This is a genomic window from Micromonospora sp. M42, assembly GCF_000568915.1.
GTDB lineage: Bacteria > Actinomycetota > Actinomycetes > Mycobacteriales > Micromonosporaceae > Micromonospora > Micromonospora chalcea.
The window spans coordinates 1,779,301-1,794,494 of the sequence record NZ_KK037233.1; the positions used below are offsets into that span (position 1 = coordinate 1,779,301).

The 15,194-nt window shown below is 73.5% G+C and carries 16 protein-coding genes, 2 pseudogenes and 1 riboswitch; of the genes and pseudogenes, 4 read left to right on the forward strand and 14 right to left on the reverse strand.

All coding sequences use genetic code 11. The annotated features are described in order from the left end of the window. Positions 1–25: 25 nt before the first annotated feature. Genes MCBG_RS07960 through MCBG_RS33830 form a run of 6 tightly spaced genes read right to left on the reverse strand, consistent with a single transcriptional unit; the run spans position 26 to position 3,258 of the window. On the reverse strand, positions 26–499 hold the full coding sequence (locus tag MCBG_RS07960) for a PH domain-containing protein (protein ID WP_030502474.1): 474 nt from the start codon (positions 497–499) through the stop codon (positions 26–28). Beyond that, complete coding sequence (locus MCBG_RS07965) at positions 496–1,458, reverse strand: DMT family transporter (RefSeq protein WP_043324930.1); 963 nt, start codon at positions 1,456–1,458, stop codon at positions 496–498. The genes MCBG_RS07960 and MCBG_RS07965 overlap by 4 nt, the downstream gene beginning before the upstream one ends. After that, a complete protein-coding gene (hisG, locus tag MCBG_RS07970) occupies positions 1,455–2,300 on the reverse strand; it encodes an ATP phosphoribosyltransferase (protein ID WP_043324931.1) in 846 nt (281 codons plus the stop codon). The genes MCBG_RS07965 and hisG overlap by 4 nt, the downstream gene beginning before the upstream one ends. 43 nt (positions 2,301–2,343) lie before the next feature. Beyond that, the gene (locus MCBG_RS07975) at positions 2,344–2,625 is read right to left on the reverse strand and encodes a phosphoribosyl-ATP diphosphatase (protein ID WP_197494977.1); all 282 of its coding nucleotides are present in this window, start codon (positions 2,623–2,625) and stop codon (positions 2,344–2,346) included. A gap of 46 nt (positions 2,626–2,671) precedes the next feature. Beyond that, positions 2,672–3,109, reverse strand: coding sequence for an alpha/beta fold hydrolase (locus MCBG_RS07980; RefSeq protein WP_051611071.1), 438 nt, complete (start codon positions 3,107–3,109; stop codon positions 2,672–2,674). Beyond that, positions 3,100–3,258 carry an alpha/beta fold hydrolase gene (locus MCBG_RS33830; RefSeq protein WP_223201129.1) on the reverse strand — a complete coding sequence of 53 codons (159 nt, stop codon included), beginning with the start codon at positions 3,256–3,258 and terminating at the stop codon, positions 3,100–3,102. The genes MCBG_RS07980 and MCBG_RS33830 overlap by 10 nt, the downstream gene beginning before the upstream one ends. Before the next feature lie 82 nt (positions 3,259–3,340). On the opposite strand from MCBG_RS33830, the gene MCBG_RS07985 reads away from it, so the two are divergent. Next, complete coding sequence (locus tag MCBG_RS07985; protein WP_043324933.1) at positions 3,341–3,913, forward strand: winged helix-turn-helix domain-containing protein; 573 nt, start codon at positions 3,341–3,343, stop codon at positions 3,911–3,913. Further along, positions 3,877–5,175: pseudogene (locus MCBG_RS07990) on the forward strand (MFS transporter); the annotation flags it as partial. The gene MCBG_RS07985 and the pseudogene MCBG_RS07990, both read left to right, overlap by 37 nt. Before the next feature lie 83 nt (positions 5,176–5,258). On the opposite strand, the gene ribH reads toward MCBG_RS07990, so the two are convergent. The 7 genes and pseudogenes from ribH to rpe all read right to left on the reverse strand — a co-directional run bounded on the left by ribH (position 5,259) and on the right by rpe (position 11,444). After that, the gene (ribH, locus tag MCBG_RS07995) at positions 5,259–5,756 is read right to left on the reverse strand and encodes a 6,7-dimethyl-8-ribityllumazine synthase (RefSeq protein WP_043324935.1); all 498 of its coding nucleotides are present in this window, start codon (positions 5,754–5,756) and stop codon (positions 5,259–5,261) included. Between the two features lie 4 nt (positions 5,757–5,760). Beyond that, positions 5,761–7,025: pseudogene (locus tag MCBG_RS08000) on the reverse strand (bifunctional 3,4-dihydroxy-2-butanone-4-phosphate synthase/GTP cyclohydrolase II). Next, positions 7,022–7,717 (reverse strand): nicotinamide riboside transporter PnuC, encoded by a 696-nt coding sequence (pnuC, locus tag MCBG_RS08005; RefSeq protein ID WP_030502479.1) that lies wholly within the window; start codon positions 7,715–7,717, stop codon positions 7,022–7,024. Before pnuC ends, MCBG_RS08000 begins: the two are co-directional and overlap by 4 nt. After that, the gene (locus MCBG_RS08010; RefSeq protein ID WP_043324936.1) at positions 7,717–8,328 is read right to left on the reverse strand and encodes a riboflavin synthase; all 612 of its coding nucleotides are present in this window, start codon (positions 8,326–8,328) and stop codon (positions 7,717–7,719) included. Before MCBG_RS08010 ends, pnuC begins: the two co-directional genes overlap by 1 nt. Position 8,329: 1 nt before the next feature. Beyond that, positions 8,330–9,391 (reverse strand): bifunctional diaminohydroxyphosphoribosylaminopyrimidine deaminase/5-amino-6-(5-phosphoribosylamino)uracil reductase RibD, encoded by a 1,062-nt coding sequence (ribD, locus tag MCBG_RS08015; protein ID WP_043324937.1) that lies wholly within the window; start codon positions 9,389–9,391, stop codon positions 8,330–8,332. A gap of 168 nt (positions 9,392–9,559) precedes the next feature. Further along, positions 9,560–9,732, reverse strand: a riboswitch (FMN riboswitch). A gap of 73 nt (positions 9,733–9,805) precedes the next feature. Further along, complete coding sequence (locus tag MCBG_RS08020; protein WP_043324938.1) at positions 9,806–10,762, reverse strand: response regulator; 957 nt, start codon at positions 10,760–10,762, stop codon at positions 9,806–9,808. A gap of 1 nt (position 10,763) precedes the next feature. After that, the gene (gene rpe / locus MCBG_RS08025) at positions 10,764–11,444 is read right to left on the reverse strand and encodes a ribulose-phosphate 3-epimerase (protein WP_043324939.1); all 681 of its coding nucleotides are present in this window, start codon (positions 11,442–11,444) and stop codon (positions 10,764–10,766) included. 261 nt (positions 11,445–11,705) lie between these two features. Here rpe and MCBG_RS08030 point away from each other — a divergent pair, with 261 nt between their 5' ends. After that, positions 11,706–12,593: a septum formation family protein gene (locus tag MCBG_RS08030; protein WP_043324940.1), complete on the forward strand. Its 888-nt coding sequence runs from the start codon at positions 11,706–11,708 to the stop codon at positions 12,591–12,593. Positions 12,594–12,669: 76 nt separating this feature from the next. Beyond that, the gene (locus MCBG_RS08035) at positions 12,670–13,560 is read left to right on the forward strand and encodes a septum formation family protein (RefSeq protein WP_043324941.1); all 891 of its coding nucleotides are present in this window, start codon (positions 12,670–12,672) and stop codon (positions 13,558–13,560) included. A gap of 43 nt (positions 13,561–13,603) precedes the next feature. Here MCBG_RS08035 and MCBG_RS08040 read toward each other — a convergent pair. Next, positions 13,604–15,194, reverse strand: a 1,591-nt coding sequence (locus tag MCBG_RS08040) for a M28 family peptidase (protein WP_043324942.1), incomplete at its 5' end; no start/stop codon positions are given.

Here is a 15,194-nt window from a genome sequence, read left to right on the forward strand (position 1 = left end):
GGCCCGCCCAAACCGGGCTCGCTGGTCAGCGGGGTGCCGACTGGCCGGCGGACAGCGCCGCCAGGTGCGCCTGGTGCAGCCGGCGCAACGCGCGGACCGCCTCGACCGCGCTCTCCTTGTCGGCGGCCTGCAACGCGACCATCGGGAGCAGGTCGTCGTCGTGCAGCTCCAGGCTGGCCCACGGGGCGCCCCGGTCGAACCGGACCCCGCGGATCACCTCCCACGGCAGCTCGTACGAGCTGAACACGTTGCGCACCCGGACGCCCTTGGCGTCGGCGACCACGCGCGGGCGGGTGAACAGCAGGAAGCCGAGCGCACCGAACACGCCCAGGCCGATCATGGCGAACTGGTCGCCGCGCTGGAACGTGCCGTAGCCGTTGCCGGTGGCGCCGGTCAGCGACGTCGCGACGAGGCTGAACACGACGAACAGCGTGACGGCCGACACCCAGCACACGACCCGGACGCGGCGGGGTCGCACGGTCACCACGGAATCGCTCACCCGACCAGTCTGCCATCCGGTTCGCGCGCATCTTCGGCCGCCACACGGTCCGGGCCGCGCCGGCGCAGGCTGGTGACCACCACGGCGAGCAGCGTGAGCAGGGCGCCGGCCAGCACCGGCAGCCGCACGCCGGGCCCGCCGGGTAGGACCAGGTCCAGCAGCAGCGCGCCACCGAGCTGCCCGGCCACCAGCGCCAGGCCGGTGCGCAGCACCCCGGCGGCGCGTACGCCGACCAGCAGGGAGAGCACGATGCCGACGCCGAGCAGGCCGCCGACGTAGAGCCACCACTGGCCGGGCCAGCGGGGCTGGCTCGCGAGCGCGCCGGTCAGCGCCGCCACCGCGCCGATCACCACGGTGCTGACCGCGAAGTTGACGGCGAGCCCGGCGGCCGGGCCCACGATGGCGGCGACCCGGCCGTTGAGCGCGGACTGCGTCGCCACCGCCAGCCCGCCCAGGACGCAGAGCAGCACCAGCCCGACCGCCAGTTCGCCGACCGGGCGGCCGAGCTGGGCGAGCGCGACCGCGCCGACGCCGAGCACCGCCCCGCCGACGCGGGGCACGGTGAGCGGCATCCGCCCGGTCGCGGCCAGCCCGGCCCGGTCCACCGCCAGGCCGCCGAGGCTGCCGCCCGCCACCTGGGCGATGGTGAAAACCGCCACCCCGAGCACCGGCACCACCACCGGCGCGACCAGCACGATCACCGCGCCGCCCACCCCGCCCAGGTAGGTCCACCAGGGCAGCCCGGAGCGGCGCAACGCGGCCAGCCCGGCGCGCATCGACGGCAGCGCCACGATCCCGGCCAGCACCAGCAGGCAGCCGCCGAGGTTGTTGACGACCGCGCCGAGGACCGGGGCGCCGGTCCGCTCCCCCATCTCGGCGTTGACCACGCCCTGGGCGGCGGAGGCCACGCCACCGGCCACGACCACCGCGAGCGCGGCCGGGAGCGGCAGCGGCCTCACAGGCGGCAGGCGTGGATGTTGGTGACCAGGATCGCGCGGGCGCCCAGCTCGTACAGCTCGTCCATGATCCGGTGCACGTCGTCGCGGAGCACCATCGCCTGCACCGCGACCCAGCCCTCCCGGTGCAGCGGCGAGACCGTCGGCGACTCGATGCCGGGGGTCAGCGAGCTGGCCCGGTCGAGCAGGCCGGCCGGTACGTCGTAGGCGAGCATCACGTAGCGCCGGGCGACCAGGACGCCGTGCAGCCGGCGCAGCAGCTGCTCGTGCTGGGTGCCGCCGGGCGTGCCGGCGCGGCGGACCAGCACCGCCGAGGAACGCAGCAGCGGCTCGCCGAACACCACCAGGCCGGCCTGGCGCAGCGTCGCGCCGGTCTCCACCACGTCGGCGACCACGTCGGCCACGCCGAGGCGGATGGCGTTCTCCACCGCGCCGTCCAGGCGGATCACGTCGGCCTTGACGCCCAGCTCGGCCAGGTGCCGCTCGACCAGACCCGGGTACGCGGTGGCGATCCGGTGCCCGCCCAGATCCCGGACGTCGTCCACGTCCTGCGGGCGTGCGGCGAACCGGAAGGTGGCCTGGGCGAAGGCGAGGTCCACCACCTCCTCGGCCGGAGCGCCGGAGTCGATCAGCAGGTCCCGCCCGGTGATGCCGACGTCGAGGTCACCGGAGCCGACGTAGGTGGCGATGTCCTTGGGGCGCAGGTAGAAGAACTCGATGTCGTTGGGCTCGTCCCGGCAGACCAGGTCCTTCGGGTCGGTGCGCTGGCGGTAGCCCGCCTCGCGCAGCATCTGGGCCGCCTTCTCGGCCAGGGCGCCCTTGTTGGGTACTGCGACACGCAGCATGGGAGTGCTCCTTCGTTCGATCGGATGATCAGCGGACGGGCACTCACAGATGTCGGTAGACGTCCTTCAGTTCCAGACCGGTCGCGAGCATCAGCACCTGCGCCTGGTAGAGCAGCTGGGAGATCTCCTCGGCGGCCCGCTCCGGGCCCTCGTGCTCGGCGGCCATCCACGACTCGGCCGCCTCCTCGACGACCTTCTTGCCGATGAAGTGCACGCCCTTCGCGAGCGCGTCGACCGTGCCCGAGCCCGGGGTGCCGGCGGCGGCCTTGGCCTGCAGCTCGGCGAACAACTCCTCGAACGTCTTCACGGAAGGCGATTCTTCCAGCCGCCCCGGGTGAGCACGCCCACCGGGTCCACCCGCGTCGTCCGGCTCACCCGGGCAGCGCGGCCAGGAAGTCCCGCACTGCGGCGGCGAACTCGGCCGGGCGCGCGGCCGGCACCGCGTGACCGGCCTCGACTGTCACCAGGCGGGCGGCGGGGATCCGGGCCGCCATCCGCGCCAGCTCGTGCTGCGGCAGGTGGCTGGCGGGACCACCGGCCACCACCAGGGTGGGCGCGGTGATCTCGGTCAACTCCTCCCACCACGTGGGAGGCGGGGCGTTGAGTTCGGCGACGACCGCTTCGCGGGCGGCCCAGTCATAGGGCAGCGGGCCCGCCGGCCGAGGTGGCAGCCGCAGGCCGAGCGGCACCGGTGGCGGCGGTTCGACGAGCACCAGCGCCGCCACCCGGTCCGGATACGCCCGGGCGAGCAGGTGGGCGGCCACCGAGCCGGAGGAATGGCCCAGCACCGTGACCCGGGTCAGCGCCAACGCGTCGAGCAGTCCTCCGCGAGCGCGGCCCAGCTCTCCCCCGATCCCGTGCCGCCGTGCAGTGCCACGAGCGGGCGGCCGTCGGCCCGGCCCCAGATCCGGTACGCCATCCGCAGCCCAGGCAGGTCCGCGTACCCGGTCTCCGTCATCGCAGCAGTCAACCACGGCGCACCAAAGGATTCGTTCAAAGCGGTTCTTTCGAAAGGAACCTTTTCAAAGTAGTCTTTCGATATGACCGAGCAACACCCTCGCGAGATCACCGACGTGGAGACGCTCCGCGCGGTCGCCCACCCCCTGCGCCTGCGCATCCTCAACGCCGTCGGCCTCTACGGCCCGCTGACCGCCACCGAGGTGGCCGAGCGGGTCGGGGAGAGCCCGGCCAACTGCTCCTGGCACCTGCGACAACTCGCCAAGTACGGCTTCGTGGCCGACGCGGGCGGCGGGACCGGCCGGCAGCGCCCCTGGCGGATGGTCACCGACGGGCACCGGTGGGGCGACGGCGACGAGAGCCCCGAACTGGCCCGCGCCGGCGACGCCGCCGCGCGGGTGCTGCTCGACCTGGAGTACCGCAAGCTCTGGGACTGGATGACGGCCCGCCGACAGGAGCCCGCGCAGTGGCGGGACGCGGGCTTCTTCAACCAGTTCATCGGCTGGTACACGGCTGAGGAACTGGCCGGGCTGCGTGAGGAAGTCCGGTCGCTGTTCGCCCGCCACCTGGACCGGTTGGAGAATCCCGCCGCGCGGCCCGCCGGGTCCCGCCCGGTGCGCCTGATGGCGTGGGGCGTACCGGAGGTGGAGCAGTGAGGGCCCTGCTGCGCCGGCCGGACTTCCGGCTGTTCTTCCTCGCGCTGACCGTGAGCATGGTCGCCGAGTCGGTGCTGCTGCTGGCGCTCGCGGTGTGGGTGAAGCAACTGACCGGCTCGGACGGGCTGGCCGGTGCCACGTTCGTCGCCCTGACCGCGCCGATGGTGCTCGCGCCGCTGGTCGGCTGGGTGGTCGACCGGGCACCCCGGCGGCGGCTGTTCGTGGCACTGAACGCCGGCACTGCCGTCCTGCTGCTGCCGCTGCTCACGGTGCACGACGACAGCCGGCTCTGGGTGGTCTACGCGGTCGCCGCCGGCTACGGACTGTCCTATATCGCGCTGGGCGCGACGGTCACCGCTCTCGTACAGGAACTGGTCCCCGGCGCGCTGTTACCCGACGCGAACGGCGCGACGCAGACCGTCAAGCAGGGCCTGCGGCTGGCCGGCCCGCTGCTCGGCGCAGGGCTGTTCGTGCTGCTCGGCGGCCCGGCGCTGGCCGGTGCCTGCGCGGCCGGTTTCCTGCTGGCCGCGGTCGCCGGGCTGGGTCTGCGGCCCGCCCCGGGCGGCACGGTCGCCGGGGGCCGCGCCGCGGGAGGACGCGACGAGCTGATCGCCGGGATGCGGCACCTGCTGGGCGAACCGGCGCTGCGGCGGGCCCTGATCGCTGTCGTCATGGCCACGGTCGGCCTGGGTTTCGGCGAGACGCTGTGGTTCGCGTACGTCGACCAGGGGCTCGGCCGCGAGCCGGCCTTTCTCGGGGTGCTCGTGTCGCTCCAGGGCATGGGCGGGCTGGTCGGCGGGGCCGGGTCGGCCGCACTGGTACGTCGCCTGGGCGAGCTGGGCGCCATGGCGCTCGGCGTCGCCTGCGTGGCGCTGGCCGGCCTGGCGCTGGTCCGGCCGGCTCTCGGCCTGGCGGTCGCGGCGAGTGTGCTGATCGGACTGGGGTTGCCGGTCGCCTGGGTCGGTGTGATGACGCTCGTGCAGCGGCGTACCGCCCCGGAGTTGGTGGGCCGGGCCTCGGCCGCGCTGGACGCGATGGCCAGCGCACCGCAGGCGGTGGCGATCGGCGCGGGCGCGCTGCTGGTCGGCCTGGTCGACTTCCGCCTGCTCTACGCCGCGATCGGAGCCGTACTGACGATCGCCGCCGGCTACCTGCTCACCGGCCGCCGGCTCAGCCCACCGACGGCGCCCGCCCTCCTCGGACACCCCTCCCCCGCGCTCCCGCCCCGCGGCACACAGCGTCCCGCCGCGCGTCGATCATGAGGTTGGCGGCGACCGGCGCCCCTTTTGTCACCGTCAACTTCATGATCGACGGGGCTCGAGTCGCGCACCGAGACCCGGGTGGGTCAGGCGAAGCCGACGCGGTGGGCGGACTGGGCGTCCAGGCCGCGAATCGCGAGGGCGGCGTCCAGCGCGGCCACCGTCGCCGACCAGCCCTTGTCCTCGGCCGAGCCGGGCAGCCCGGCCCGGTCCCGGGCCTGCTCGACGGTGTCCACCGTCAGCACCCCGTGCGCCACCGGCTTGCCCTCGTCCAGCGCCACCCGGGTCAGCCCCTCGGTGACCGACTGGCAGACGTAGTCGAAGTGCGCCGTCGCGCCGCGTACCACGACGCCGAGCGCTACCACCACGTCGAAGCGGCGGGCCATCGCCTGGGCCACCACCGGCAGCTCCACCGAGCCGGCCACCCGGGCCACCACGGCCCGCGCCCCGCACGCCTGCGCGGCGGCCACCGCCCGCTCGGTCATGTGGTCGGTCAGCTCGCCGTGCCAGCGGGCGGCCACCACGCCGACAGTCATGCCGGCGGCGTCCACCGCGCTCACGCCCGGCTCCCCGAAACCCGCCATCGCCCTACGCTCCGATCTCGTCACCGGCGACCGGGCGGCCCATCGGCGCCTCGGTCACCTCGTCCAGTCCGTCCAGCAGGTGACCCATCCGGTCCCGCTTGGTGCGCAGGTAGCGCACGTTCTCCGGGTTGGACCGCACGGGCAGCCCCTCCCGGCCGGTCACGGTGAGCCCGTACCCCTCCAGCCCGGCCCGCTTGGCCGGGTTGTTCGTCAGCAGCCGCATCGAGCGGACGCCCAGGTCGTAGAGGATCTGCGCGCCGGTGCCGTAGTCGCGGGCATCGGCCGGCAGGCCCAGGTCGAGGTTCGCGTCCACGGTGTCGCGGCCCTGGTCCTGGAGCTGGTACGCCTGCAGCTTGTGCAGCAGGCCGATGCCCCGGCCCTCGTGCCCGCGCACGTAGAGGACCACGCCGCGGCCCTCGGCCGCGACCCGGGCCAGCGCGGCCTGCAACTGCGGCCCGCAGTCGCAGCGCAGCGAACCGAACACGTCGCCGGTGAGGCACTCGGAGTGCACCCGCACCAGCACGTCCCGCCCGTCGCCGAGCTCGCCCATGACCAGCGCGACGTGCTCGGCCGGGTCGTGCTCGGCGCGGTAGCCGAGCGCCTTGAACACGCCGTACGGGGTGGGCATGCGGGCCTCGGCGGCCAGCTCGACCTGCTTCTCGGTACGCCGCCGGTAGGCGATCAGGTCCGCGATGGTGACCAGCGTCAGGCCGTGCTCGGCGCAGAACTTCTCCAGGTCCGGCAGGCGCATCATGGTGCCGTCGTCGTTCACCAGCTCGCACAGCACCCCGGCCGGGCGCAGCCCGGCCATCCGGGTCAGGTCCACGGCCGCCTCGGTGTGCCCGGGTCGGCGCAGCACCCCGCCGGCGCGGGCGCGCAGCGGCACCACGTGGCCGGGCCGGGCCAGGTCGGTCGGGTCGGTGGGGCGTCGGCGAGCAGCCGGATGGTGTGCGACCGGTCGGCGGCCGAGATGCCGGTGCTGACGCCCTCCCGGGCGTCCACCGTCACGGTGTACGCGGTGCCGCGCCGGTCCTGGTTGGTGTGGTGCATCGGCGGCAGGTCCAGCCGGTCGCACTCGTCCTCGGTCAGCGGCACGCAGATGTAGCCGGAGGTGTAGCGGACCATGAACGCGACCAGCTCCGGGGTGGCCAGCTCGGCCGCGAAGATCAGGTCGCCCTCGTTCTCGCGGTCCTCGTCGTCGACCACGACCACGGGGCGCCCGGCGGCGATGTCCGCCACCGCCTGCTCGATCGATCCGAAAGTGGTCATGCCACTGCCTCCGAGTACGTCGCCGGGATCGGGGCGGGCGCGGTCGCGACGGCCCGGGAGGTGCGCCACCAGCTGTACAGGCCGGCCGCGCAGAACGCGCCGTAGACCAGGTACATGGCGGCCGACGGGTAGAAGCCGCCGCGCAGCAGCAGCGGTACGCCGACCGCGTCGACGGCGATCCAGATCAGCCAGAACTCGACCCAGCCGCGGGCCATGCCGTACGTGGCGAGCAGGCTGCCGACCAGGATCCAGGCATCAGGCAGCGGCCCCCACGAGCCGAGCGCGGCGAGCACCGGGTACGCGGCGGCGGTGCCGACGACGGCGGCCACGAGCAGGCCGAGCCGCTCCGGCCAGGTGGCCCAGCGCGGCACCACGGCCGGCTCGTCCCCGCCACCGGCGCGCCGGTTGCGCGACCAGCGCCACCAGCCGTACACGCTGACGGCGAAGAAGAAGACCTGCCGGCCGGCCTGGCCGTAGAGGTCGTGCGCCTGCGGGGTGACGAAGACGCCGCCGAGGAACACGGTGAGCAGCAGCGCGTTGCCGATCATGCCGACCGGCCAGGCCCACACCACCCGGCGCAGCCCGAGCAGCGCCGAGGCGAGCCCGAAGCCGTTGCCGACGATCTCCCGGACCAGCACCGGCGAGCCGGCCACGTGCACCTGGGCGTCGAGCAGCCAGCCGAGCGGGCCCATCACCGCACGCTTCCCGCGCCGCGGTCGCCGAGCAGCCGTTCGACGTACTTGGCCAGCACGTCGACCTCCAGGTTGACCGGGTCGCCGACCTGCTTCGTGCCGAGCACGGTGAGCTTGAGCGTGGTGGGGATCAGGCCGACGGAGAACCAGTCGTCGCCCGCCTCGGCGACGGTCAGCGACACGCCGTCGACGGTGATCGAGCCCTTCTCCACCACGTACCGGGCCAGCCCGTCGGGCAGCCGGAACCGGACCGTCTCCCACTGCGCGGCCGGCTCCCGGGCGACGATCTCGCCGACGCCGTCGACGTGGCCCTGCACCAGGTGCCCGCCGAGGCGGCTGTTGAGCGCGGCGGCGCGTTCCAGGTTGACCGGGTCGCCGGGGCGCAGCGCCCCCAGCGCGGTGCGGCGCAGCGTCTCGCCCATCACGTCGGCGGTGAACACCCCGCCGTCGACCTCGACAACGGTCAGGCAGACGCCGTTCACCGCGATGGAGTCGCCGTGCCGGGCGTCCGAGGTGACGAGCGGGCCACGGATGGCGACCAGGGCGGAGTCGTCGCCGGTCTCGGTGCTCCGGACGATCTCGCCCAGCTCCTCGACGATGCCGGTGAACATGTCAGGCCTCCCTCTTCCGGGGCAGCGCGGTGATCCGCAGGTCGGGACCGACCCGCGTAACGTCGGTGATCTCCAGATCGATGGCGTCGGCGATGGTGCTCACGCCGGCGTCGAGCAGCGCGGTCGGGCCGGCGCCGAGCAGCTTCGGCGCGACGTACCCGACGATCTTGTCGACCAGGCCGGCGGCGAGGAACGCGCCGGCCAGCGTCGGCCCGCCCTCCAGCAGCGCGGCCCGCACGCCGCGGTGGTGCAGCTCCGCGAGCAGCGCCGCCAGGTCGACCCGGCCGTCCGGCCCGGCGCCGACCTCCGCGGCGGTGGCCACCCAGGTGCGGGCGGCGCCGTCGCGGACCCGGGCCTCGGCCGGGGTACGCCCCGAGCTGTCCACCACGACCCGCAGCGGCTGCCGGATGGCCAGGGTGCCGTCGCGCAGGTTGCGGGCGGTGAGCCGGGGGTCGTCGGTGAGCACGGTGCCCACCCCGGCGAGCACCGCGTCGACGGTGCCGCGCAGCGCGTGCACGTCGATCCGGGCCGCCTCGGAGGTGATCCACATGCTGGTGCCGTCGGCGGCGGCCGAACGCCCGTCGAGCGTGGCCGCGTACTTCCAGATCAGGTACGGCCAGCCCCGGCGCATCGAGGTGAGCCAGGCGACGTTGCCGGCCTCGGCCTCCTGGGCGCGTACCCCGAGGGTCACCTGGACCCCGGCGGCGCGCAGCGTGGCCGCGCCGCCGGAGGCGACCGGGTTGGGGTCGGGCACGGCGACCACGACGCGGGCCACCCCGGCGGCGATGAGCGCGTGGCTGCAGGGGCCGGTGCGGCCGGTGTGGTCGCAGGGCTCCAGGGTGACCACAGCGGTGCCGCCGCGGGCGCGGGCGCCGGCCTGGGCCAGCGCGACGATCTCGGCGTGCGGGCCGCCGGCGTAGGCGTGGAAGCCCTCGCCGACGACCTCGCCGTCGGTGTCGAGCAGCACGCAGCCGACGACCGGGTTGGGGCTGGTGGCGCCGAGGCCGCGCGCGGCCAGTTCGATGGCACGACGCATCGCCTCGTCGACGGAGACGCTCGCCATGGCCGTCTGTCCTCCCGCTCGCCGGTCGCGCGCGGGCGGGTTCGGGAGCAGCGGCCACAAAGCCGCGGACACGCGGCGGCGGAGAACCCGGGGACGGCGTCGCCGACCCCGGGGAGCCCACGCGGCGGCTGAGGGTGCTCAGCGGCCGGCAGGGGCCTCCCCCGTTCCGCGCGCTGTCTCCCATCCGGACTGTCTGGGGGCGGACGAGCCGCACCCCAACCGTCGGCCCCGGATTCTCACCAGGTCCACCGTCCGGCCGAAGCCGTCCGGGTCGCGGGCTTACCACGGTCGGACCGTGGATCACCGCCGGTTCGGAATTTCACCGAGCCCCGCCAGCGCGTGGTGGGTATACGGGAAGTCTTACACGTTCCGCCCGGGTGCGCGCCACAGAGGCGAGCTACCTCACAGGAGCGCTCAGGTGACGCCGCGCCGGCGGTCCACCGCCACGTACGAGCCGGGCTGGCTCTTGGCCACCGTCTTCATCTCCGAGGCCACCGCGATGGCCTCCAGCGGGTCGGTGAACCGCTTGCCGGAATCGGACAGCGACACCCCGATGGAGAGCGTGACGAGCGCGGCGCGGCGGATGTTGCCGCGCCGGTCCTTCAGCTCGACGAAGCCGCGTTCCCGGTCGGTGGCGTCGTAGAGCGCGTCCGCGGCCTTCTCGAAGTCGACAACGGCCCGGCTGGTCAGCGGCCGGACCTGGCTGGGCGCGCAGACGATCACGAAGTCGTCGCCGCCGACGTGCCCGAGGAACGCCGGCGGCAGCCCGATCGACACCACCGCCCGGTGCAGGCTGCGGGCCAGCGCCGAGATGAACTCGTCGCCGCGCACGAAGCCGTACCGGTCGTTGACGCTCTTGAACCGGTCGATGTCGATGTAGCCCACGGCGTAGTCGACGCCGTTGCGGACCCGGTCGCTGATCTCCCGCCGGATCCGGCTGTTGCCGGGCAGGCCGGTCAGCGGCGAGACCTCGCGGAACTCCTTGTTGCGCCGCAGCGTGGAGTTGACCCGGGCCACCAGCTCCAGCGTGTCGAACGGCTTGACCAGGTAGTCGTCGGCGCCGACGCTGAGCCCGTTGACCTTGTCCTGGGTCATCCCCTTGGCGGTCAGCATGATCACCGGCAGCGCGGAGGTCATCGGGTCGGCGCGCAGCCGCCGGGTCAGCTCCAGGCCGTCGACGCGCGGCATCATCAGGTCCACCACCGCCAGGTCGGGCCGCTGCCGCTCGATGATCTCCAGCGCCTCCTGGCCGTCACTGGCGTGCAGCACCTCGAAACCGTGCAGGCGCAGGTTGAACTCGACGAAGCGGGCGATGTCCTCGTCGTCGTCGACGACCAGGATGACGTCGGGGCGCTCGCCGGCCGCGTCCATCTCAGGCCCCGGTCATCGCACGTTCCGCCAGGCCCCGCAGGCGGCGTACCGCCTCCGCGGGATCGTCGGCGCCGTAGACGGCGGTGCCCGCGACGAACGCGTCGGCCCCGGCCGCGGCGGCCTGCTCGATGGTGTCCGCGGCGATGCCGCCGTCGACCTCGATGCGCAGCTCCAGGTGGCCGCTGTCGACGTGCCGGCGGGCGGCGCGCACCTTGTCCAGCAGCTGCGGCAGGAACCGCTGGCCGCCGAAACCGGCCTTGATCGTCATGATCAGCAGCGTGTCGAAGCTCGGCAGCAGCTCCAGGTACGGCTCGATCGGGGTGTCCCGGTCGATCGCCAGGCCCGCCTTCGCCCCGGCCGAGCGCAGATCCTTCGCGAGCGCCACCGGGTCGTCGCACGCCTCGGCATGGAACGTGACGTTGTACGCCCCGGCGTCGGCGTACCCGGGCGCCCAGCGGCGCGGATCGGTGATCATCAGATGCACGTCGAACGGGATCTCGGTCACGGCGCGCAGGCTCTGCACCACCGGCAGCCCGATGGTCAGGTTGGGCACGAAGTGGTTGTCCATGACGTCGACGTGCAGCCAGTCGGCGGCGGGCTCCACGGCACGGACCTCGTCGGCGAGGCGGGCGAAATCGGCGGCCAGGATGCTCGGCGCGACGATCGGCGGCGGTACGGTCACCGGGCCAGTGTACGAACGCGGTGATCCGGAGGTCGCGGCACGGCTCCCGGAGCGACAGGTGGTGAGCCTTCCGTCACCCGTGGTGCACCATCGGGCCGTCCGGAGCGGAAAACGGCACGAATAGTCGTCGGTGACTAGCCGATCGATTGAAAGATGACGAAACTCCTACAGGGACGGTCACGTATGCTGCACGCCCGGGCGCGGGGGACGCCGGTCGGGCCTATGGCGACCGGCTGCCATCTCTCCCGGAAGGGGCGGACGATGCGACGGTGGCTCCACGTGCTCGCGCTGGCCGGCGCCGCGACTGCGGTGCTCGCCGGCTGCGCTCAGACACACCGGGCCGACGGCGACCTGATCGACGACTGGGCGGCGCTGCCGGCGCCGCGGCTGTTCGTACCGGCGACAGACGCGTGCCTGCCCCGGCTCACCACGGTGGTGGCCGCCGCCACGTACGAGACCGTCGACTGCGCGGGCAGCCACCTGGCCGAGACGGTGCACGTCGGCACGTTCACCGGGCCGGAGACGCTCGGCGACCGCCCCGAGCCGGGCACCCCGGCGCTGCGGACCGCGCGCGCCGAGTGCGACCGGAGCGCCCGGGAGATGATCGGCGGGGACTGGCACGCCGCCCGGCTCACGCTGAACATCGCGCTGCCGACGGTGGCCGCCTGGGGCGCCGGCGCGCGCTGGTTCCGCTGCGACCTGGCCGAGACCGACAGCATCGACAACACCCGTCCGATCAACCGGGTCGGCAGCCTGCGCGGCGCGCTGGTCGGCGACAACCCGCTCGTGCACAGGTGCTTCGACCCGAAGCTGATCGGCAAGAACCTCAACTACATGGCCCCGGTGCTCTGCACCGAGCCGCACCGCGCAGAGTTCGTCGGCGTGTACGAGGAACGCGACATGAGCTGGGCGGAGTTCACCAAGGGCGCGCCCGCCACGCACCGGCGCTGCATGACGCTGATCGCCCAGTTCGCCGAGGTGCCGGACAACGCCGAGCTGCCGTACCGGGCCGGGTCCATCTACTACCCACCGTCGCAGCGGGAGTGGGAGGAGGGCGACCGGGGGGTGCGCTGTTTCCTGTGGAGCGACGACCGCAAGCTCAACCGATCGGTGCGCGGCGCCGGTCCTGAGGGGCTCCCGGTGACCTGATCGGCTGCCGTATGCTGCACCGCCGAGGCGTACCGGGGGGCCGGTCGGCTCCGGACGCACGGGGAGGTCGGTCGCGATGCGGCGTTTGTGGGTGGCGGTCACCGTGTCAACGGTGGCGGCGCTGGCGCTCGGCGGCTGCGCCGCGCCGGCCGGAGTGGACCGCGACCTGACCGACGACTGGCCCGCGTTCGCCGCGCCGGTCGGCTTCGTGCCGAGCACCGGGGCCTGTCACCCCACCGTCGCCGACGTCGGCTACCTCAGCGGCTACCAGCCGGTCGACTGCGCCGCCACCCACCGCGCCGAGACGCTGCACGTCGGCACGATGAGCGGCCCGGAGGCGGAGCGCTCCGCCCCGCCGCGCACCGGCTCGGCCGGTATGCGCGCCGCGCACGGCGACTGCGCCCGCCAGGTCACCCAGGCCCTCGGCGGGGACTGGCGCTCCGGGCGGCTGCGGCTGTCGGTGGTCTTCCCCTCGGCGCTCGCCTGGTCCGGCGGGGCCCGCTGGTACCGCTGCGACGTCGCCGAGGTGACCGACCTGGACCAGGGCGACGTGGCCGAGCGCACCGGCAGCCTGCGGGGCGCGCTGAAGCCCGGCTCGAAGCTGGCGCTGGGCTGCTTCAACCCGAAGATGAGCAAGGACGACGTGCAGGAGATGCGGCCGGTGGCCTGCACCGCGAAGCACCACGCCGAGTTCGTCGGCGTCTACCAGGCGCCGGACATCAGCTACGCCGAGTTCGAGCGCACCCCGCTGCGTACGCACAAGGCGTGCCGCGGGCTGATCGCCAAGTACGCGAAGCTGCCCGACGACGGCAACATGCAGTACCGGGCCGGCACCATCATCTACCACCCGTACGCGGAGCAGTGGCGCGACGGCGACCGGGGCGTGCAGTGCTTCCTCTGGGTCTCCGACCGGACGCTGACCCGCTCGGTGAAGGGCGCGGGCGCCAAGGCGCTGCCGATCACCTGAGCCACGGGCGGGGCGGGCCGGCGCCCACCCCGCCCGTGTCCGCTCAGCCGACCTGCAGCGTCACGTCGTCCACGACGAAGCTGGTCTGCAACGACGAGTCCTCGACCCCGGTCCACTTCAGCGTGACCGTCTGCCCGGCGTACGCGGCCAGGTTGAAGGTGCGCTGGGTGTAGCCGGTGGCCTTGTTCAGGTTCGAGTACGTGGCCAGCGTGGTCGAGCCGACCTGCACGGTGAGCTTGTCGTACGCGGTCGAGCTGGTCGTCTCGGCCGAGTCGATGTGCAACCAGAACGAGAACGTGTAGCTGCTGCACCCGGACGGCAGCGTGACCGACTGGGACAGCGTGTCGGTACGCGAGGAGCCGTACCCGTTCAGCCACGCCTTGTACGACCCGGTGCGGGCCGCCTGGCTGGAGCTGTTGGTGATCACGCCGGAGCTGGCCGTCCACGGCGTGGTGCCGGACTCGAAGCTGCTGTTGCCGATGAGCTGGCCGCCGGTGCAGCCGCCGCTCCCGCCGGTCACGGTGATCGTGTAGCTGGCGGTGCGGGTGGCCGAGCCGGTGCCGGTCACGGTGAGCGTGAACGTGCCGGTGGTGGCCGTCGACGAGGCGCTGACGGTCATGGTGGACGAGCCGCCCGAGGTGACCGAGGACGGGCTGAAGCTCACCGACACGCCGCTCGGGGCGCCACTGGCGGACAGCGCCACGGTCTGCGCGCTGCCGGAGGTGGTGGCGGTGCTGACGGTGGCGGTGGTGGAGCCGCCCCGGGCGACGCTGCCGGAGGTGGGGCTCACCGAGACGGAGAAGTCGTTGGCGGGTGTGCCGCCGCCGACCGCGAGCGCCCAGATCGTGTACGCGACGCCGTCCGCGGCCCGGTTCAGGATGGTCGTGTTGATGTTGCTGGTGTTGTCGCAGGAGCGGTGGTAGCAGCCGTCGTACGCCGCGCCCGCGGTGCCGCCCCACTTGCTGGCCTGCGCCGACGTCTTGGTGTAGCTGGCGCCCGCCGCGTAGCCGGAGGTCTGGATGCCGGCGTTGGCGAACGAGTAGTCGTCGGAGCGGCCCTGACCCTCGGTGTTCTCCTCCGGCGAGATGCCGAACGAGTCCCAGTACGCCTTCAGCGGCGCCGCGGTGGCCGAGGTGATCCGGTTGATGAAGTAGCCGCCGTTGGGCGAGCCGACCATGTCGAAGTTGTAGTAGCCCTTGATGTAGCCGCGCTGGGTGGAGCTGAGCTGGTTGACGTAGTGCTTGGAGCCCTGCAGGCCCTGCTCCTCGCCGTTCCACCAGGCGAACCGGACCCGCTTGGTCATGGTCGGGTTCTGCGCGGCCAGCACCAGCGCGTTCTCCAGCAGCACCGACGAGCCGGAGGCGTTGTCGTTGATGCCCGGCCCGGCGGCCACGCCGTCCAGATGCGCGCCGAACATGACGACCTGGTCCGACGGGCCCTGCGGCCACTCGGCGATCAGGTTGTTGCCCGGGTAGGTGCAGGTGGAGCAGTTCTGCTCGGTGACCGTGTAGCCGGCCGCCTGGAGCTTGCCCTTCACGTAGTTGACCGACGCGGTGTAGCCGGCCGAGCCGGCGCGCCGGTTGCCGCCGTTGCTGGTGGCGATGGAGTTGAACTGGGTGAGGTGGGCCTGGATG

Bases quoted from the DNA above. Each gene is read 5' to 3' on its own strand.
- hisG (WP_043324931.1), bottom strand. From the start codon at position 2,300: ATGCTGCGTGTCGCAGTACCCAACAAGGGCGCCCTGGCCGAGAAGGCG.
- MCBG_RS33830 (WP_223201129.1), bottom strand. From the start codon at position 3,258: ATGACGGAGACCGGGTACGCGGACCTGCCTGGGCTGCGGATGGCGTAC.
- MCBG_RS07985 (WP_043324933.1), top strand. From the start codon at position 3,341: ATGACCGAGCAACACCCTCGCGAGATCACCGACGTGGAGACGCTCCGC.
- ribH (WP_043324935.1), bottom strand. From the start codon at position 5,756: ATGGCGGGTTTCGGGGAGCCGGGCGTGAGCGCGGTGGACGCCGCCGGC.
- pnuC (WP_030502479.1), bottom strand. From the start codon at position 7,717: ATGGGCCCGCTCGGCTGGCTGCTCGACGCCCAGGTGCACGTGGCCGGC.
- MCBG_RS08010 (WP_043324936.1), bottom strand. From the start codon at position 8,328: ATGTTCACCGGCATCGTCGAGGAGCTGGGCGAGATCGTCCGGAGCACC.
- ribD (WP_043324937.1), bottom strand. From the start codon at position 9,391: ATGGCGAGCGTCTCCGTCGACGAGGCGATGCGTCGTGCCATCGAACTG.
- MCBG_RS08020 (WP_043324938.1), bottom strand. From the start codon at position 10,762: ATGGACGCGGCCGGCGAGCGCCCCGACGTCATCCTGGTCGTCGACGAC.
- MCBG_RS08030 (WP_043324940.1), top strand. From the start codon at position 11,706: ATGCGACGGTGGCTCCACGTGCTCGCGCTGGCCGGCGCCGCGACTGCG.
- MCBG_RS08035 (WP_043324941.1), top strand. From the start codon at position 12,670: ATGCGGCGTTTGTGGGTGGCGGTCACCGTGTCAACGGTGGCGGCGCTG.